The sequence below is a fragment of the Corynebacterium sp. HMSC064H12 genome, from assembly GCF_001809925.1.
Classification (GTDB): domain Bacteria; phylum Actinomycetota; class Actinomycetes; order Mycobacteriales; family Mycobacteriaceae; genus Corynebacterium; species Corynebacterium jeikeium_D.
In genome coordinates this window covers 103,997-122,986 of record NZ_KV799364.1, presented here as the reverse complement: position 1 = coordinate 122,986, position 18,990 = coordinate 103,997, and the positions used below count along the sequence as shown (strand labels likewise).

General features: G+C 59.1%; 16 protein-coding genes. 4 read left to right on the top strand and 12 right to left on the bottom strand.

What is annotated here, in order from left to right; all coding sequences use genetic code 11:
- Window positions 1-35 precede the first annotated feature (35 nt).
- On the bottom strand, window positions 36-1,529 hold the full coding sequence (gene cls / locus HMPREF2681_RS10855; protein ID WP_070547124.1) for a cardiolipin synthase: 1,494 nt from the start codon (window positions 1,527-1,529) through the stop codon (window positions 36-38).
- Between the two features lie 186 nt (window positions 1,530-1,715).
- Between cls and HMPREF2681_RS10850 the strand changes: the two genes are divergently transcribed.
- Window positions 1,716-2,048: an ArsR/SmtB family transcription factor gene (locus HMPREF2681_RS10850; protein WP_048734120.1), complete on the top strand. Its 333-nt coding sequence runs from the start codon at window positions 1,716-1,718 to the stop codon at window positions 2,046-2,048.
- A gap of 51 nt (window positions 2,049-2,099) precedes the next feature.
- On the opposite strand, the gene meaB is transcribed toward HMPREF2681_RS10850, so the two are convergent.
- From meaB to HMPREF2681_RS10835, 3 genes are all read right to left on the bottom strand, one after another.
- Entirely contained in the window at window positions 2,100-3,212 is a 1,113-nt protein-coding gene (gene meaB, locus HMPREF2681_RS10845; RefSeq protein ID WP_070547122.1) for a methylmalonyl Co-A mutase-associated GTPase MeaB, read from the bottom strand.
- 66 nt (window positions 3,213-3,278) lie between these two features.
- Window positions 3,279-5,498, bottom strand: a complete 2,220-nt coding sequence (scpA, locus tag HMPREF2681_RS10840) for a methylmalonyl-CoA mutase (protein WP_005510731.1) — start codon at window positions 5,496-5,498, stop codon at window positions 3,279-3,281.
- A gap of 8 nt (window positions 5,499-5,506) precedes the next feature.
- Window positions 5,507-7,399: a methylmalonyl-CoA mutase family protein gene (locus tag HMPREF2681_RS10835; protein WP_070547120.1), complete on the bottom strand. Its 1,893-nt coding sequence runs from the start codon at window positions 7,397-7,399 to the stop codon at window positions 5,507-5,509.
- A 385-nt stretch (window positions 7,400-7,784) separates the two neighbouring features.
- On the opposite strand from HMPREF2681_RS10835, the gene HMPREF2681_RS10830 reads away from it, so the two are divergent.
- Both HMPREF2681_RS10830 and HMPREF2681_RS10825 read left to right on the top strand, forming a co-directional pair.
- Window positions 7,785-8,456: a TVP38/TMEM64 family protein gene (locus HMPREF2681_RS10830; protein ID WP_052317814.1), complete on the top strand. Its 672-nt coding sequence runs from the start codon at window positions 7,785-7,787 to the stop codon at window positions 8,454-8,456.
- Between the two features lie 129 nt (window positions 8,457-8,585).
- The gene (locus HMPREF2681_RS10825) at window positions 8,586-9,158 is read left to right on the top strand and encodes a DNA-binding protein (RefSeq protein WP_070547119.1); all 573 of its coding nucleotides are present in this window, start codon (window positions 8,586-8,588) and stop codon (window positions 9,156-9,158) included.
- A 4-nt stretch (window positions 9,159-9,162) separates the two neighbouring features.
- Here the strand turns inward: HMPREF2681_RS10825 and HMPREF2681_RS10820 are convergent, their stop codons facing one another.
- From HMPREF2681_RS10820 to HMPREF2681_RS10810, 3 genes are all read right to left on the bottom strand, one after another.
- Window positions 9,163-10,563 carry an SPFH domain-containing protein gene (locus HMPREF2681_RS10820; RefSeq protein ID WP_070547117.1) on the bottom strand — a complete coding sequence of 467 codons (1,401 nt, stop codon included), beginning with the start codon at window positions 10,561-10,563 and terminating at the stop codon, window positions 9,163-9,165.
- A gap of 91 nt (window positions 10,564-10,654) precedes the next feature.
- Complete coding sequence (locus tag HMPREF2681_RS10815; protein ID WP_042388696.1) at window positions 10,655-11,092, bottom strand: NfeD family protein; 438 nt, start codon at window positions 11,090-11,092, stop codon at window positions 10,655-10,657.
- Between the two features lie 60 nt (window positions 11,093-11,152).
- On the bottom strand, window positions 11,153-12,007 hold the full coding sequence (locus HMPREF2681_RS10810; protein WP_048734135.1) for a DUF3097 domain-containing protein: 855 nt from the start codon (window positions 12,005-12,007) through the stop codon (window positions 11,153-11,155).
- A 65-nt stretch (window positions 12,008-12,072) separates the two neighbouring features.
- On the opposite strand from HMPREF2681_RS10810, the gene HMPREF2681_RS10805 reads away from it, so the two are divergent.
- Complete coding sequence (locus HMPREF2681_RS10805) at window positions 12,073-12,930, top strand: hypothetical protein (RefSeq protein WP_016422771.1); 858 nt, start codon at window positions 12,073-12,075, stop codon at window positions 12,928-12,930.
- A 40-nt stretch (window positions 12,931-12,970) separates the two neighbouring features.
- Here HMPREF2681_RS10805 and HMPREF2681_RS10800 read toward each other — a convergent pair whose 3' ends face one another.
- The 5 genes from HMPREF2681_RS10800 to HMPREF2681_RS10780 form a co-directional block, all read right to left on the bottom strand.
- Window positions 12,971-14,029, bottom strand: coding sequence for a ferrochelatase (locus HMPREF2681_RS10800; protein WP_069359553.1), 1,059 nt, complete (start codon window positions 14,027-14,029; stop codon window positions 12,971-12,973).
- A gap of 120 nt (window positions 14,030-14,149) precedes the next feature.
- Window positions 14,150-15,142, bottom strand: coding sequence for a VWA domain-containing protein (locus HMPREF2681_RS10795; RefSeq protein WP_070547115.1), 993 nt, complete (start codon window positions 15,140-15,142; stop codon window positions 14,150-14,152).
- A gap of 112 nt (window positions 15,143-15,254) precedes the next feature.
- The gene (locus tag HMPREF2681_RS10790) at window positions 15,255-16,103 is read right to left on the bottom strand and encodes a DUF58 domain-containing protein (protein WP_016422768.1); all 849 of its coding nucleotides are present in this window, start codon (window positions 16,101-16,103) and stop codon (window positions 15,255-15,257) included.
- Window positions 16,103-17,107: an AAA family ATPase gene (locus tag HMPREF2681_RS10785; RefSeq protein WP_016422767.1), complete on the bottom strand. Its 1,005-nt coding sequence runs from the start codon at window positions 17,105-17,107 to the stop codon at window positions 16,103-16,105. Before HMPREF2681_RS10785 ends, HMPREF2681_RS10790 begins: the two co-directional genes overlap by 1 nt.
- Before the next feature lie 54 nt (window positions 17,108-17,161).
- On the bottom strand, window positions 17,162-18,781 hold the full coding sequence (locus HMPREF2681_RS10780; protein WP_070547113.1) for a DIP1281 family NlpC/P60 protein: 1,620 nt from the start codon (window positions 18,779-18,781) through the stop codon (window positions 17,162-17,164).
- Window positions 18,782-18,990: the final 209 nt, after the last annotated feature.

Here is an 18,990-nt window from a genome sequence, read left to right as displayed (position 1 = left end):
GTGGCATGCGGACACACTTTTCTTTACTTAACCCCCTATTGCAGCGCCGAGGTCAAGCGGAAAACAGAGTCCAGGTAGCGCTGACGAAGGGGCCGGTCATTCCATTCCTCCTGGGTGAGCAGGAAAGATTTGTCGCGGTACTCGTCGGCAAGCATGATCAGTTTGTCCACGATGGAACCGGCGGCGGAAAGAAGCGTGATCTCGTAGTTGAGGCCGAACGAGCGCATATCCAGATTGGAGGAGCCGAACATGGCCATGCGGTCGTCGATAACCATGAACTTGGAGTGCAGGACCGCAGGCGCCGGATAGCGGTAGATCTTCACGCCAGCGGTTAGCAGTGCCTGGTAGTAGGACTGCTGCGCGTGGCCGACCATGAACTGATCGGACTCTTCGTTGACGTAGAGCTGGACGTCGATGCCTCCATATGCGGCAGAGGTCAGCGCCATGAGCATGGATTCGTCGGGGACGAAGTACGGGCTGACGGCGATAATCCGCTCGTGTGCCTGGTAGATCATGTTATTGAAGACGCGCAGGTTCGGCTCCGTGCTGAAGCCCGGACCCGACGGCAGCACCTGGACAACGTTGTAGTTGTCGTTGACTTCGGTGTTGTGGAGTGAATAGTCCCTGGTGGCGTCTGGGGTCTTGTATAGCTCGCTGGTCCAATCAACCGCGAAAATTGCGTCGAAGGCCAGCGCAATATCGCCCTCGAGCTCAATCCACGTGTCCACCCAGCGACGGCCGATCTTATGGTTCTTTTTCTTCTGATATTCGGGCTCAATCAAATTCTGCGAGCCCATGAATACAATGTCGCCGTCAACAACTACGAGCTTGCGGTGATTACGCAGATCCAGGCGGCGCCAGGTGAGCTTCAGCAAGCTCACGGGCAGCATCGGGTGCCAGGAGATTTTAGCCTGGTCCAGGCGCTTTTTCAGCTTGTAGTAGCCGGGGTACTTCCACGAACCAATTGGATCGACCAGTACCTTGACCTCTAGTCCCCTGTCGTGCGCGCGTTCAAGAGCCTGTATGAAAGGCTCCGTGCTGGAATCCAGTGCAAAGATGTAGGACTGCACGTGGATTGATTTCTGGGCCGCATCGATGGTCTCAATCATGCGGTCAATGGAGGCGTCGAATTCGGTGAAAAGTCCCTTTTCTGCGCTGGCAATTGCCGGCATTCCCGTGAGCTGGCGCGAGAGCTTGAATACGTTGACAACGTCATCTTCTATCTCGGCATCGTCCGGTACGTCGGGCAGATGCTCGGTACGTTCCGCAATGAGCTCCTGTGCCAGTGCCTGTACCTCATGCCGACGGCCCGTAATCTGCTGCGAGCCCAGGAAGAGGAACAGAGGTAGGCCGATAAATGGAATCAGCAGAATCAGCAGCAGCCACGCCGTCGAAGCCGATGGGCTTCGGTTTTCCGGCACCCATCCAATCGCGATGAACTTAATCGTGTAGTCGAGTGCGAAAAAAAGTACTTGCCACCACGTTAAGTCCTCCACCAGCCACGGGAAGGTACCCATCAACCAATCCATGCAGATGATATTACTGAAGGAATTTTCAGTACCTTTGGTCGCGGCCCCTTAGGTGCACTCTCCCCTTTTCGTGACAGCCTATTGTGACATCTGAAATTGAATACTGGTATCAATACGTAGTAAGGTTCAACTCATTGAACATCGCAAGCGTTTGGCATGTCGACTTCGAAAGGACTACCCCTCCAAATGACTGAGAAGGCTCCTACGAGCACCGAGTTCGACGTTGCCACTAACGTACTGAAGTTGATGGCCGACAAGACGCGTCTCTCGATCCTGTCGCTCCTCCGTGACGGGGAGATGACCGTCACCGCCATCGCTAGCGCGCTCGATCGCCCCGTCCCCGCGATTTCTCAGCACCTGGCGAAGTTGCGCATGGCCAATATGGTGCAGACCCGCAAGGAGGGCACGTCTAGCTTCTACTCTCAGCCCGACGAGCACCTCACCAACCTGGTGGTCAACGCTCTCCACTTCGCCGAACACACGCTCTACAGCGATCCGCCCCATCACCGCGGTCAGTAGGCGCACACGGATACGCTCGCTTTACGACGAAAATCCCGCACCCTTCGGAACCTAGTTGGCGAGCCCGGCGTTCGATGCCCTTCCCTGGTCAAATGCCTCCATGATGCGCTGGGCGGCGAGCGTCGGTGTCAGCTGCCCCGAGCGGAGTTGTTTTTCCACCAGGGTGCTCTCTGTCTGCACAGCCTCGTTGGTGTTGAGTCGCTGCAAAAGCGTCTCGTGCACCATGGACCACATCCACTTAATCTGCTGGTTAGCGCGGTTTTCATCAAAGAGATGATTCTCATGCATAGCCTCGACATGGTCTTCGATGGCCTGCCAGAACTTGTCGATGCCGTCGTCTTCCAGTGCCGACATAGTCAGTACCGGTGGCGTCCAGACTTGGTCTGAGGAGCGAACCATCTTCATGGCCGTCATCAGATCACGCGCAGCGCGCTTTGCCGGGCGCAAGTTCTTACCATCCGCCTTGTTGATAGAAATCACGTCGGCCATCTCCAGCACACCCTTCTTGATGCCCTGGAGTTGGTCACCAGCGCCGGCGAGTGCCAGAAACGCAAACGTATCCACCATCTGGGCCACCGCGACCTCGGACTGACCGACGCCGACAGTTTCGACGATGACAATGTCGTAGCCTGCGGCCTCGAGCACCACCATGGCCTCACGCGTTGCCTTGGCGACACCACCGAGCGTGCCCGCAGAGGGCGACGGACGGATGAAGGCCTCATCCGCGGCCGAGAGCCGGGACATACGGGTCTTGTCGCCCAGAATCGAGCCACCGGACTTCGTCGACGACGGGTCGATGGCCAGCACCGCAACGCGGTGGCCTTCCTCGATCAGCTTTAGCCCGAGGGTTTCAATCGTGGTTGATTTACCGACGCCGGGGACGCCGGTAAGTCCGACGCGCATGGCCTTGCCGGAAAATGGCAGCAACTTCACCAGTAGCTCTTGAGCCAGCACCTTATGCGCCGGAGCAGTCGACTCCAGCAGCGTGATTGCCCGAGCCAACTTAGTGCGGTTTCCAGCCCGCACGCCCTCAAAGAGGTCGTCGACATCTATCCGTCGTCGCGCACGACGGACGACTTCGGGGGCTACAGCGGTCTTTCCCTCAACGACCGTGCCAGCGGTAGTGACGAGGGTGCCCAGGTTTTCTTCAAGATACTCGTTCATCGCTAGTTCTCAATTCCGACAACGCGCTGAGCTGAACAGTCAGCCCAGCGCGGATGCGGTAGTTATTTAGGACTCTTCGTCAACGGCAAGGTCGAGGCCCAGCTCGTTAGAGAGCTTGGTCATCATGTCGATTGCCGAATCAGCGATGACAGTGCCCGGCGGGTAAATAGCCGCGGCGCCGGCATCGTAGAGCTCCTGGAAGTCGCCCGGTGGGATAACACCACCGACAACAATCATGATGTCCTCGCGCCCCAGCTTTGCCAGCTCATCGCGCAGGGCAGGAACGAGCGTCAGGTGTCCGGCGGCTAGTGAAGAAACACCGACGACGTGGACATCCGAGTCGACTGCCGATTTGGCGGCCTCCTCCGGAGTCTGGAACAGCGGTCCCACGTCAACGTCCATGCCGAGGTCCGCGTAGGCGGACGCGATGACCTTCTGGCCACGGTCGTGACCATCCTGGCCCATCTTGGCCAGGAAGATACGGGGACGGCGACCTTCCTGCTCTTCGAACTTATCGGCCATGGCGATGGCCTTGGAGACGTTGGACACGGCTCCCTCCTTGCCAACTTCGTCCTTGTAGACGCCGGAGAGAGTACGGATCTCGGCCTGGTGGCGGCCAAAGACCTCTTCCATGGCGTCGGAGATTTCACCGATGGAGGCCATGGCGCGAGCACAGTCGACAGCGAGCTTCAACAGGTTCTTGTCCAGGTCCCCCGGTTCACCCGGGTTACGGCAAGCGTCGGTCAGAGCGGCCAGTGCCTTCTGAACCTCTTCCTCGTCGCGCTCGGCGCGCAGGCGAGCCAGCTTGTCAATCTGCTCTTGGCGTACGCGGGAGTTCTCAACCTTGAGAACCTCGATGGCCTCGTCCTCTTCGACCTGGTACTTATTCACGCCGATGAGAGCCTGACGACCCGAGTCAATACGGGCCTGCGTACGAGCTGCGGCCTCTTCAATACGCAGCTTCGGAATGCCTTCGATGGTGGCCTGTGCCATACCGCCGGCCTCTTCGACCTCGTCGATGTGCTGGCGTGCACGCTTGACCAGCTCATTAGTCAGCCACTCGATGTAGTAGGAACCAGCCCACGGATCAACCGGACGCGTGGTGTTGGACTCCTGCTGAAGCAGCAGCTGAGTGTTACGAGCAATACGGGCTGAGAAGTCAGTCGGCAGTGCCAGGGCCTCGTCCAGTGCGTTGGTGTGCAGCGACTGGGTGTGGCCCTGTGTTGCGGCCATAGCCTCAACAGCAGTACGCGCGACGTTGTTGTAGACATCCTGAGCGGTCAGCGACCAACCGGAGGTCTGCGAGTGAGTACGCAGGGACTGCGACTTCGGGTTCTTCGGGCCAAACTTGCCAACTAGCTCAGACCAGAGGATACGGCCTGCACGCAGCTTGGCGATCTCGGTGAAGGTGTTCATCGAGATGCCCCAGAAGAAGGACAGACGCGGAGCGAACTTATCAACTTCAAGGCCAGCGTCAATACCGGCCCGCAGGTACTCGATGCCGTCGGCAAGCGTGTAAGCGAGCTCAAGGTCGGCCGTCGCGCCGGCTTCCTGAATGTGGTAGCCGGAAATCGAAATCGAGTTGAACTTCGGCATCTTTGCCGAGGTGTACTCGAAGATTGAGGAGATGATTCGCATCGAAGGCTTCGGCGGGTAGATGTACGTGTTACGAACCATGAACTCCTTGAGAATGTCGTTCTGGATCGTACCGCGCAGCTGCTCGGTCGAAACGCCCTGCTCTTCAGCGGTGACAATGTAGAAGGCCAGAATCGGCAGCACAGCGCCGTTCATGGTCATAGACACCGAGACGCCGCCCAGGTCAATGCCCTGGAAGAGCTCACGCATGTCGTAAATCGAGTCAATTGCCACGCCGGCCATACCGACGTCGCCGGACACACGCGGGTTGTCCGAGTCGTAGCCACGGTGGGTAGCCAGGTCGAAAGCGACCGAAAGGCCCTTCTGGCCGGCCGCGAGGTTGCGGCGGTAGAAGGCATTGGACTCAGCTGCGGTGGAGAAGCCAGCGTACTGGCGAATAGTCCACGGCTGGTTGGTGTACATGGTCGGGTACGGCCCGCGCATGAATGGGGCGATACCCGGGAAAGAATCTACCGGGTGGCCCTCGGCAGCAGCGGCGTCGCGGTCAGCGCGATCGTAGACGCGCTTGACATCGATGCCCTCTGGAATGGTCCACACTTCACCAGCTTCCGCGGCAGCTGCCTTGTTAGTGGCAGCGGCTGCGTCGTCGGTGTTGCGGGAGATGTCAGCGAAATTTGGGATGGTGGTCATTACTTCCTTCACGCTCCCAGTTCGTTCAGCAGTCGGGACAGCTCCGCGACAGCATCGATGGTCATGTTCAGGTATCCGTCGGGGCGAGCGTCCTCAGCGGCATTGGCGAAGCTCTTCTCGGAGCCGGCCACCAAGACCTCCTTAGCGCCGGCGGTGCGGGCGGCCTTGACAGCGTCCTGGCCCGAGGCCTCGTACTCGCTGTCGGCTGCGCACAGCACGACAATCGGAGAGGCCTTCACTGCCTCTTCGAAACCGGCCTCGCCCGGCACAACCTGGCCGGGGTTCGCGACGGCGATACCGCCGGAAGCCAGCAGGTTGGAGGTAAAACCAGTGCGGATGTTGTGCTTGGCCAGCGGACCCAGCGGCAGCATGGCAATCAGCGGACGGTTGCCCTTTTCAGCCAGGAAGTCATCGGAGCGGTTGCGCAGCGCCTCGAAGTCGCTGGCCCAACGGCGAATCGGGTCGCCCTCCGGGCGGGCCTCAGGAGCCAGTGGGGCCTCAGCCAGGTTCGGGAACTCGTTGATAGCGGTGACCTTGGTGCGGCGGTGTGCGATGTCGGCGCGGCGCTTTTCCCAGGTAGCGTCCAGGGCGGCGCGAATATCGGCCTCCGCGGAGGCGAAACCGCCGCCGGCCTCAGTGGCAGTGAAGATCTCCCACGCCTTGTCGGCCATTTCCTCGGTCAGGTCTTCGACGAAGTAGGAGCCACCTGCTGGGTCGGCGACGTAACCAAGGTGAGACTCTTCCAGCAGCAACAGGTTGGTGTTGCGAGCGATGCGAGCCTTGAAAGCCTTGGAGACGTTCGGCATGCCGCCGACAACTGCGTAATCAAACGGCAGAACCTCAACTGAGGAGGCACCGCCGACGCCTGCGGCGAAGGACGCGACAGTTACACGCAGCATGTTGACCCACGGGTCGCGCTGGCTGAACATGACCGGGGCGGTCACGGCGTGCATCGGAGCGCGGCCAGCTTCAGGGGCGCCGATAACCTCAGCAACGCGGGCCCACAGAACGCGAGCGGCGCGGAACTTCGCAATGGTGTCGAATTGGTCGTCGGTAGCGGCAAAGCGGAAAGCGATCTGGCCGAGGGCTTCTTCAGCGCTCAAGCCCGCGTCGGTCAGCGCACGCAAGTAGGCGACACCAACGGCGAGACTGTAGCCAATCTCCTGGATGTTGTTTGCACCCAGGTTGGAGAAAACAACACCGTCGACAAGCAGGGCGCGGACGTCGCCCGGCTGCTTAGCCGCCTTGACGGCCAGCTGAGTGGCCTCGTCGAGAGAAATATCGTCAATACCGGCAAAAGCAGAGGTCAGCGGAGCTGCGGAAAGCTCGACTGCGACGTTGTCCGGATTAGTCGGGTTTGCCTGCTCGATGTAGGACGTCAGTGCTTCCGCAACCTGCGCAGTCTTCTTACCGGCATGCACGGCAATCGGAGCAAGGTCGACGTAGACGTTGTTGAGCAGAGCCGGCACATCAGCGGCTTCGAGGGAGCCGGTGAAGTCCAGGCAGATGTCCGTGGTGCCGTTTTCCAGGGCAGTCAGCAGAGTCTCGTTGACCGCCTTTGGGTCAAGGGCATCCTCACCTGGGTACTGGCGACCGAAGGTTTCCCGAACGCCCCAACCGTTGGTGTTGTCCGAAGTGACCTTTGCGCCACGGACGAATGGGAACTGGCCCGGAGCTGGGCTTTCCGCGAGCTCGTCCGCGCGGGTGTAGAGCGGGCGGACATCGACACCGTCATAGGTGGTCTGGATCAGTCGTTTCCAAATATCGAGCGGTACATTTGCAACGTCTTGCTTGTGCACCCGCGCGAATACCTTGGCCACGCCCTGATACCAGGAATTCTGCAATTCCTCGAAGTTTGGTGGCAGCGTGGAAGGTGATTCGGGGGTCGTTCGGTCAGTCACGACAGACCTTCTCCCTTACATGTTCTAAGCAACGCCCCCATCAATCCACGGCCGAGGAAATTGGGCTGCGACAATTTCCGAATTCTCCGCGACGGAAAGGGATCTAAAGGCGTTGGCTTCCTCCAATAGTCAATAAGAGCCACTAGTCAGACGCTAAGACTCACCCGAGTGTCCGTGCACTGAACTTTTCAGCTACTTGTGCAATACCCTTACGTTCGGTTTGTGCTGACGGGCACGTCAAGTGCTCGAGCCAAGGCATAGTGACCTTGATTCCCATCCTAGTGAAATAATGGGCAAACGCCTTTAGCCGCTGACTACCCCTCCTTGCAGAGCCTCCAACGCGCAGGTCACACGCTTCCCCGCAATCCCCGGTAACCTCAAATGGGTGAACGTATCCGATGTGCGAATTACCCCTACACTCAAAAAGGTTCTGCTGGTGCTAGCCGTAGGTGTGGGGGTCGTCGTCACGCTGTACGTCGATGTTCCCACCGTCGCTACCATCCGGCAGTGGTCCATCGATGCCGGTGACTGGTTCCCGCTCCTCTACTTCCTCGCATACGTTGCACTGACTCAGTTCCCAATCCCCCGCACCGTATTCACTTTGGCTTCCGGAATCCTCTTCGGGCCAGTGCTCGGTTTCCTGCTCGCAATTACTGCGACGACGGTTTCTGCCCTTCTCTCCCTATGCATTGTGCGGTTTTTGGGACGCGATTGGTTTCGCACGCACCTGACCAACCGCCGTCTTCTCAGTCTCGACCATCGGTTGGAGCAACGCGGCTGGCTCACAGTGCTCAGCTTGCGCATGATTGCTGGCGTGCCATTTTCGTTTCTCAACTACGCCTGTGGGTTGTCGTCGATACGCATCGTGCCGTATATCATCGCCACCGCCCTAGGTTCGGCGCCGAACACACTCGCCGTCGTTCTGCTTGGCGACGCGCTGTTGGTCGGCTTCGACGTGCGCTTTGCGGTGGCCACGGGAATTCTGCTCGTGCTTGGCTTGCTGGGACTTCTTGCGGACGCCAAGTTCCCTGTCGTAACCGGTTCTTCGAAACGTTAAAACACCGCTTGGCGCTCTTGAGCTAGACGTGAGTTTTCGGCGAGTTGGTGTGGGGGGCGCCCGTGAGTGTGCGGAGGGAAGGAAAGTGTCTTAGCCCAACTGTCAAGGGGTGGGGCTAGACTAGAGCGTATGTACTCAGTCTTTGCCAGGTATCGCGGTCGATCTACTCGCAGGGCAGATCACGTTCAGGCCTCTGCGCAGGCACTTTCCGGCCTGGAAGGAGTAGGAACTGTCGAGGTTGCAGGTATCGAAGAGCTTCGCGCAGCTCCTGAAAATGCTGTGGGAGTCACCACGCTTGTGCTGGCGCTATTGGCCGCAGGTGACTGGGCGATAGGTATCGGTGTTTGTCCTCAGGACGACATTGAGCAAGCGCATCTGGCATCGAGCTCAGTCATTGGTAAGGGAGGCAGGGCCGGCACGGTAAAAACCCGCATTCGGACTAACAATCCGCGTGGTAAGGATTACTCGGAGGATATTGGTGCAGCATTCACATTGTTGCACCACGTTATCTCTCGCAGGTCCCCCGAAGGGCGCGAGGCAACTGGTTTGGTTCGCGCTGGTTTTTCACAGGTAGAGGCCGCGGAAGAATTGGGAGTTTCTAAGCAGGCCGTCAATCAGCGCCTCGCTGCAGCTGGTTGGCAGGCGGAGCTGGCCGGATGGAACCTGGCCGTCCACCTGCTTCAGCGAGCTGATGAGTTATAAAAACTTACTGCCCATTTTCCGGGGCGTAAGGGTCACGTGACCATCCAGAAAAATCTGGACGATCGGTGGAGTGCGCACCGCTGCCTGCATTGGTATTACTGGTGCCAGGAGCCGAGGGCAGGTCACGTTTGCCGGAAGGAACCGACGGCGCAGCCGGTGTGGCCGGCGCAGCGGGCGCAGCCGGTGTCGCAGGTTCAACCGCTGCCGGGCCGTTCTGGCCACCCAACTGTTCAGGCTGAGCGGGCTGAGCCGAATCAGCGCGGCGATTCTTCTTCCTCTCAGGGGTATTACCAGCTGCTGCAGCCACCGGATCATCAACCGGGCGGTTAGCGACCTCGTTCGCCGCGGCAACTGCACGAGCCAACTCCGGGTTAGTCGACATGTCGAACCAGTTCTCGTCGCGGCCCTGCTCAGCCTCTTCCTTGGTCTCTCGGCTCACGGCCGGAGGCTCGTAGCGGAAGACACCGTCGGCATCCTTCTTGCCGAAAGCCCTAGCGAAGCTCTCGAGACTGTCGCCGAACTGCGACGGAATCATCCAAACAGTATTGCCGTCCTTATTTGCCAGCTCAGGCAACTTCTCCAGGTACTGCCAGGCAAGAATCTCAGGTGTCAACTGTGAAGCCTTAACAGCTGCGTTGACCTTCTGGATAGCGCGAGCATTACCCTGTGCCTCAAGGTAGGTAGCGGCGCGAGTACCCTCAGCGCGCAGAATGGTTGCCTGACGCTCAGCTTCAGCAGCCAGAATTGCTGCGTGCTTGTTACCTTCGGCGGCCAGAATCTGTGCCTGCTTACGGCCCTCAGCAGTTTTAATATCGGCTTCGCGGGTACCTTCCGCAGTCAGAATCATGGCGCGCTTCTCGCGATCGGCCTTCATCTGCTTTTCCATCGACTGCTGAATCGACGGTGGCGGCTCAATGGCCTTCAGCTCCACACGAGCGATACGAAGACCCCACTTGGCAGTGGCCTCGTCCAGCTCGCCGCGCAGACGGCGGTTGATGTAGTCACGGGAAGTCAGTGTCTCTTCCAGTGTCAGGCCACCCACGACGTCGCGAAGCGTTGCGGTGGTGATCTGTTCGACGCCGAAGATGTAGTCATCGATACCGTAAATTGCCCGATCCGGTTCATTGACCTGGAAGGTCACGACGGTATCGATAGCCACAGTCAGGTTGTCTTCGGTGATCACTGCCTGTGGCGGGAAGGTAACCATACGCTCACGGGTATCGACCTTCTCGCGCACTCGGTCAATGATCGGGATGATGAAGTTCAGGCCGCTGTTCAGTGTCTGCGTGTATCGTCCCAGTCGCTCTACGATTGCCGCTTCACCCTGAGGAACCAGGACAATCGCTTTGAGAACCAAGGTAACAACCACGAGAATGAAAACGACGAGGATGATAAAGCCTTCCATGGGATTCCCTCGTAGCTAGAAACTGTGTGGTCAGTTATTTAATGGTCAGTAACTAAGAGTGCTCCGAGCGCCCTTTAAGTGAGTCGGCTGCTCAGAGCAGCTTGTCCACTACTGCGGTATTGCCCGAAATCTCTACAATCGTGACTCTTTCCTTCGCATCGAAGGTCTGCGCAGTCAGAAGACTGCGCGCGCTCCACAACTCGCCATTGACCTTAATCAGACCCGCTGACGAGGAAACTGGCTCGATGACCTCAGCATGACGGCCCGCTAGCAGTTCCGGACGCGACTCCAGTTCGGCGGACTTGTCCGGTTTTGCCATCTTTTTGCGCAACACAGGGCGAACTGTCAGCACAAGTGCGGCGGACACAACGGCGAAGATAACCACTGACAGCCAAAGCGGCGCTCCAAGCTGGCTCGCACCGGACGCTGCCAGTGCACCACCTCCGAGCATTAACAGTGCTAAATCTCCGACTGCGAGTTCACCGAGAACCAGTAGGAGGCTTGCTCCGAGCCAAAGGAGAGGAATCACGCCCTCACCCTACCTACTTTGCAGAACAAATGTGGGGCGAGTGGAGCCAGTATTCCGGGGTCAGTACTGCATATGTGGCTCAGTGACGAAGTCGACCAGGCGCTCAACTGCGCCAATCAAATCTGACTCCAGATCACGGTAGGTGTGTACACCTGCGTAGACACGTCGCCAGCCCTCCTTGGGGTCGTCTCCCCAGCCCAAGCGACGGCAGATTCCTGTCTTCCAGTCCTCCCCGTAGGGAACTTCCGGCCATGCCTCGATGCCTACCGACGAGGGTTTGACCGCTTGCCAGACATCGATAAACGGGTGGCCTGTGACCATCACGTGCGGGCCGAGCTGCTGAGTCATGCGGCTTTCCTTACTGCCCTCCACCAAGTGGTCTGCCAGGACTCCGACGCGGCGCTTCGGACCCGGACCAAATTCGGCCAAGCGTTCTGGAAGGTTGTCCAAGCCCTCCAGATACTCCACGACTACGCCTTCGACACGCAAATCGTGGCCCCATACCTTCTCGACAATTGCCGCGTCATGAATACCCTCGACCCAAATACGGCTGGGGAGAGCAACTTTCGCCTTGACGTTGTGAACCTTGCGCGAGCCCGATGCCGATAGATCCTGTGAGGGCTTTTTGGGTTGTGCCTTCGGACGCACCAGAGTCACAGGTTTGCCGTCGATGAGAAATCCGCGCTCGTGCATGGGAAATAGCCGCGACTTGCCGTGGCGGTCCTCCAGCCGGACGCACCAGCCGTCGAAAGTTTTCTCCAACCCGATAATCGCACCGACGAATCCGTCATAGGACGCCTCGACGACAACACCATTTTCTGCTGTCACCTCGCGTGCCGGCTGTGGGATACGACGGCGGTGGCCACGTGCGCCAGCGAACACGTCCTGATTGCGGTACGGGTCTTGAAAGCTCATGGGTACTGAGATTAACAGCATCGGTTACGGGACCAACGACACGCTGCACTAGGATGAGCTGCACTATGCAGCGCAGTGTTCTCGACCAGGTCTGGAGTCCAACTCAGCACATCGCCCTTTGGCTGGGCGCGTGGTTGTCGGGTTTGGAAAACTACGATCATCTCCTCGACGCGCTAGACTCGCTCGGCGGACCCACGTCAGTTCCGGGGACGTTCGTGCTTGCCGACGCCACGGTTCCGAATGTCATCGATTGCGACGCTGATCTCGATCGAAGCGACATGCTCCGCCTTCTTCGAGCGGTTACTGAAGCGGGAGATTGGCACAGTGACCACCGTCCCCTCGTCCGCCTCATTCTCTCTGGGCCCGGTGATGCACCTGCACTGCCTGCGGGAACCGACGCCGCTGAAGCTGCACGCGCAGCAGGCTCGGCCATTGTGATTGCGGATGCGGAGCCGGGCTGGAACCATGTGCTCATACCAGTGACAACGCCGGTGCCAGGCCTACCGCAGTGGCATTGGTACACACTGGAAGGCCACATTCCCGAGCCGGCCTATCTCTCCCCTGGCGAGGCGGATTTACAGCTGGCAGATGCGGCGCGGGTTGCGGCTGCCACGATTGCGGCGATGCCGCGTTCACCGCTGACGTCGTCAAGCAGTGGTGCCCCGAAAGTGGATCCCCGGCTGATGGTCGGCATGCTCGATGACCACCTGGACATGGCCTTTGTGCCGGATGATGTGCCGCGCCGTGCACTGGGAGTGCTCGCCAGAGCTGATCGGGTGTCGTCGATTCTGGCGGTGGCACAGGGCAGCGAGTCCGGGCACGGCAGCGCCGCGTTTGACGCGCAGCTCATCCCGCTGTGGCGAAAGATCCGGCAGGCGCGGATGAGCGCGGTGGAATACGCGATTCAGGAGTGGACCCGCTAGAGATTTGCCCTGCCCCGAGGCCCGATTGAAACCAAAGGAATCAGTGTGGGCGGCGCTTTGCCGGGGTACAACAGGATGCGGCGCAGGGGGCGCCGTTGCAGGCCGAGCCGAGTAGCGGTTCACTTCCCAGATGGCGGGGCTTGACATCTGCGATGCGCTCTTCGATGAGCTCCACGAGCATGTCAGTGAAAGTAGCCGTCGGACCAGGCGTTGCGACCCGCTCGATGACGATGTCGTGATGAGCCATTTCATCCTGAAGCTCAGCATCCAAATCCCAGGCGACCTCAACATGATCCGAGATGAAGCCAATCGGGCACACTATTGCGGATCGGAGGCCGTTGGCGACCTTCGCTTCAACGTGGTCGACGATGTCAGGCTCCAACCACGGCACGTGCTCCGGGCCAGAGCGGGACTGCCAGACGACGTCAAAGTCGGTGATACCCACTGCGTCGGCGACGAGCCGTGCTGCTTCGTTGACCTGGCGGGAGTAAAGATTTCCGCCGAGCTCTACCGGCCCGGATGCCTTGTCCGCCGAGACCGGAATAGAGTGAGCGGTGAAAATAAGCCGGGCGTCCTCACGGCGGTCATCCGGTAGCTTGGCAAACGCCTCACGCACTGCGTCTGCATAGGCTTTTATAAAGAGCGGATGATCGTAGAAGCTCCGGATTTTCTCCATGTCAAAAGCACGGTCGCCCAGAGATTCGCGCATCCGAGCAATGTCTTCGTGATACTGGCGGCAGCCGGAGTAGCCGCCCCAGGCGCTAGTGGCGAAAACGAGCGCTCGCTTAACACCGTCATCAGCCATCTTTGCCGCGGTGTCTTCAGCCATCGGATGCCAATTGCGATTGCCGAAATAAACAGGCAAGTCATAGCCACGGCGAGTGAGCTCAGCCTTAAGGTTGGAGACAATTTCGCGGTTTAAATCGTTGAGCGGGGACTTACCGCCAAAGTGCGCGTAGTGAGCACCGACTTCGTCCAACCTCTCCGGCGGAATTCCGCGGCCGCGGGTGACATTCTCCAGGAAGGGACGCACATCGGCCATCTTTTCGGGACCGCCGAAAGACAACAGCAAAATAGCGTCAAAATTATCAGAAGACATAGCTAATCATGTTAGTAGCGCAGTCTGAGGACTCCATAAGACGACTGCTCAATGCCCCCGGCGTCTCTTGCCGATTGGGGTTCCATACCAATCGCTTGACGACGGCACCCTAACCCCGCCCTACTGCGGAATTCGACGATTGGTTACAAGCAGTGAGCCCACGGTCACTAGCAGCATCGTGAAGGCTGCGATCAGATAGGGCCTCGGATTCTCGGCCCGCTTGAGTTCGTAACCGATGTCATCTTCCAGTGAGCCATAGGCATCGCGGAGCTGCTCGAGGGAACCAGCGCTGAAGAACTCACCTTTTGTTCGACGGGCGATCTCTCGCAGCGAATCGTCGTCGTTAGGCACTGGAATCAATTCGCCCTGAACCGTGATTGCGCCTTGCGCGGTACCGAACGAAATCGTGTTGACAGGCACCCCGGTCTTGGCGGCTTCGGCGGCCGCGGTATACGCGCCGCGGGGATCGTCGAGCTTTTGTGGGACGGTCTGTTTGCCGTCGGAAAGCAGCACAATTGTAGCTGGTGGGGCGCCTTCTCCCCCGCCCTGAACTGAGTCGCTGAACTGATTGATGGCATCGAGCGCGGCTGCGATGGCATCACCGGTCGCAGTCGCCTGATCTAACTCAGCAGCCTGGAGCGCTCGATTCACGGTGTCATGGTTGGTAGTCGGGCTAACAGCAGTGCGAGCGCGACCAGAGAACGTCACCAGGCCGATATTGAGGTCGTCGGGAAGGTTCTCCACGAACTCTTGGCCGGCTTCTTTAGCGGCAGTGATGCGGTCTGGCGCAACATCTGTCGCCGACATAGACAGCGAAACGTCGACCACCAGCATGACCGTCGCTCGGTTGCGGGCGACTTTGGTCTCCGAGATCGGACCAGCCAATGAAATGATGACCAGGACTAGCGACAACAGCGCACTGATAGCTACGACATGGCGCAGGCGTGCCGACGACTTATTCCCCAGTGACCCAACGATGGTGAAGTTGCCAAAGGCAATGGCACGTTGCTTTCGCTGCTTAGTGCTGATCCAATAGGCCACGGCTGCCACGAGAGGCAGAGCGAGTGCGAGCAGCCAACTTGGGTGCGCAAAAGTTGAGTTTAGGAACGTCATCGCGGTATCAGTTTCCTCACATCCAGTCGCCTAAACAGTCGCGTATAAACCAGTGGCTATAGCCGGTTAGTCGGTGGCCTAAAAATAGCACTAAGAAGCGGTTACTCAGACGCTAATGTTGGCCAATTTGTCGAGCAAAATCCAGTACCCAATCGGAATCCGTACGCAAGGTAATAACGCGAGCACGGCATTTGCGCAGTTCATTGATTACACGCTCGTGGTGGGCACGAGCCTGAGCTGCATACTCGGCGCGGGTCTTGTCGTTGATGTTGAGTTCAATGGTCTCGCCGGTTGCGGAATCCGCCATGACCACCGGGCCTTCGCCGGGTAAGGCTTCATCGGCTGGATCTACCAGGCGAATCGCCATAATCTCTGTCGAGGCCGAGGCAACGCGCAGCGGGCGCGCCCAATCGAGTGATCCAAGGAAATCCGAGATGACAACCAACAGCCCAGCGCGCGGAGCCTGAGTCATTACTGTGTCAATATCCGCTGCGAGGTTATGCTCAGCAGTCGCGTCAGCCAACTGCTTGAGCAGCATCAAGCTGTGGGCACGGCCCTGGCCCGCGGGCACTGGAGTGCCACCGGCGATTAATCCAGTTCGGGACCCCGGGGCGTCGTTAAGCATCGTCACAGCGCCGGCAGCGGCGGTGAGCAGATGTCGTTTGGTGGTATCGGCCAATCCCGTGGACAGACGTGCGGCGGGTTCGGCGACGATCCAGCACTCCAGCTCACGCTCGGCCTCGGAGGTGCGAACGTGCGGCACTCCAGTGCGGGCTGTCACTGCCCAGTTCATCTGGCGAACATCATCGCCGATGACATATTCGCGGGAGCCAACCGGCTCAGAGCCATCTCCAGTAGCGGTGGAGAGAAAGCTGCCGCGCAAAAGTCCGTTGAGCTTACGCGTAACAGTTAGCTCTAAGTACGCCAGGACGCGTGCAAGATCGTCTTCACGAGCTGACATTAGGAGGCAGTGCCCTCATCGGAGCCAGTGCTCGCGCCTTGGGGAAGGCGCACGTGAGACAACACGATGTCAATAATCCGTTCGGGAGTAACGCCATCGGCCAGGCCCTCATAGGAAAGGACCAAGCGATGACGCAGCACGTCGGGAAGCACGGAGACCACATCGTCCGGCACGACATAGTCGCGACCGGAAAACAGCGCGTGGGCGCGGGCAGCCGCGACAGCACCAAGAGTTGCACGCGGTGATGCGCCATAGGAAAGCCAGCGGTCGACATCCTTCAACTCCGCCCGCATCGGATTGCGGGTGAGTTCGATGACGGCCACGATGTAGTCAATCAGTGTGTGGTGGACAAAGACTTCGCGGGTAGCGCGCTGCAGTTCCCGAACACTCTCTGGGGTGAGAATCTGCTGCGCGACTGGAGGGGTGGCTCCCATGCGGTAGACAATCTCCCGCTCTTCCGCCGGAGTGGGGTAACCCACGAGGACCTTAAATAGGAAACGGTCCCGCTGGGCCTCCGGCAGTGGGTAGACACCCTGGTTTTCGATTGGGTTTTGCGTGGCCAGAACCAAAAACGGCTCCGGTACTGGCGTGGACTCCCCTGCGATGGACACCTGGTGCTCTGCCATGACTTCCAGCAGTGCCGACTGCACCTTCGCCGGTGCGCGGTTGATTTCATCAGCGAGCACGATATTTGACATGACCGGGCCGGGCTCGACAATGAACTCCGAGGTGTCCTGGCGGAAAATCCGGGTGCCGACAATATCTGATGGCACCAAATCCGGAGTGAACTGGATGCGGGAGTAGGACCCACCCATCACTGTGGCAAAAGTAGACACTGCCAGAGTTTTCGCAACACCCGGAACACCTTCGAGCAGGACATGACCTCCTGCGAGCATCGCGATGAAGAGCTGCTTAATCAGGTGCTCCTGGCCAACCACAACCTTCCCCAGCTCCGCGTATGCGCGCTCGAGGTCCGTGTGGTCAGTGGGCGTTGGGTAGGTCACAGAGAAACCCTTCTTTAGGTCGGTCGCCCGACCTGTAGAACACGTCGTTAGAAACTAGACGAGGCGGACAACGTTCGGTGTCATTCCGTTATAACGGACTGGCGAGATCTTAACCACAGAACCGGACTGCGGTGCCTCAATCATCTTGCCATCGCCCAGGTAGATAGCGACGTGGCCATGACCATTCGGGCCCCAGAACAGCAGGTCACCACGCTTCATCTGAGATGCCGGGTAGTGCTTTCCGCGCTGGTACTGGTAGCCGGTGTAGTGAGGCAGGTCAATGCCGACAGCGGCGTAGGCGTACAGAGTCAGGCCCGAGCAGTCGAAACCAATCTTGTTGTAGTCGCCGTGGGAGTCAGCTACTCCGCCGTCACGGATGCCCTTGGTCGGGCCGTTGGCGTTGCCGCCGCCCCATGCGTATGGGACACCGAGCTGCCCCATCGCGCGTGCGATGACAGTCTCGACCTTCTGGCTGGAAGAACCCGAGGTGCTCTGACCGGTCTCTGGATTCGTCGGCGCCACAGTCTGCGCCGGGGTGCCGCTTGACGACGAGCTGTCGGTGCTAGAAGATTCCGAGGTCTCGGTGGACTCAGAGGAGTCCGAAGATTCGGTCGTCTCAGAGGAACTGGTGGAGCCAGTGGAGCTGTTAGAACCAGTCGAGCGAGTCGAGCCGGTAGTATCCGTGGAGCTGCTCGAACCAGTCGAGTCGGTGGAGCTAGTGGAACCAGTCGAGCTCGTAGAACCAGTGGTGCTAGAGCTTTCATTTGTGGACTCAGAAGAGGAATCCTCATCAGTCTGGTTCGACTGCGCCTCGGCGCGAGTCTTAGCTGCGGCTTCCTCAGCGGCCTTCTTGGCAGCGGCGTCTTCCGCTTCCTTGCGGGCCTGCTCGTTCTCATAATTCTGGCGCTGGGAGTTCAGCTCGTTGACCGCGTTTCGGGCTGCATCCAAAGATGCCTTTGCGGCATCGCGATCGACCTGAGCCTGCTGGTAATCAGTTTGCTCCTTTTGAAGCTCCTCGTTTGCCTCGGAGTACGCGTTCTGAGCATCGGTGTTTCGCTGGTTTGCGGTGGCTTCCGCCTGCTGAGCTTCGTCACTCTTCTTGCGAAGCGTGGACTCCTGGTTAGCAGCCTCGGTTCGATTCTTATCCAGAGAGTCAACGGTCTGCTCTTGACGATCCGCTTCGCGACGCAAAGCGGACAGACGGTTAATAGCCTCGGATGCATCTCGCGCACCCTCGAGAATCGAGCCACTGGAACGTCCCTGGCGCATGATGGTGCGTGCTAGCTCGTCGAACTGCTTCTGGGCACTAGCGAGCTCAGCGCGGGAACGGTCGAGTTGGGTTCGCGCCTCGTCGACCGCCTCGCGCGCACGGTTAGCGGCATCTCGAGCGTTCTCAAGGTCCACCATGGCCTTGTTGACATCCTCGCGGAGAGTGCCCATGCGTAGCTCGAGGTCAGATACCCGGCGCTCGCTGGAAGTTACCTCGGCGACCAGGGACTGCAAGTACGACTCGGCGTTAGAGGCCGCCTCACGCGCTTGACGGATCTGGGCGTCGCTCGGATTCAGTGGTTGTGCAGCTGCGACCTGAGTGTTCGTCGCCAGAAGACCCGCCGTGATAATACCGGCAATTGGACGAGTCCAATATGATGCACGGACTTTGCGATTACTCGGCACCGCGTTACTCCTACATTTCTCCTATGGGTGCGTTCACGCCTCAGAATCGACACCAGCGACTTCCCCATCGTTGGATATCTTCCCGTTGTTGCCTCCAGGTCTTGAGTGGAACTTCGAAAAACGTCGAACCGAAACCAGAACCAAAAGCAACAGCGGCGCTCCCGCGAGTTTTCATTGGTCAATACTGGACCCTTGAGTCCACTATTGGC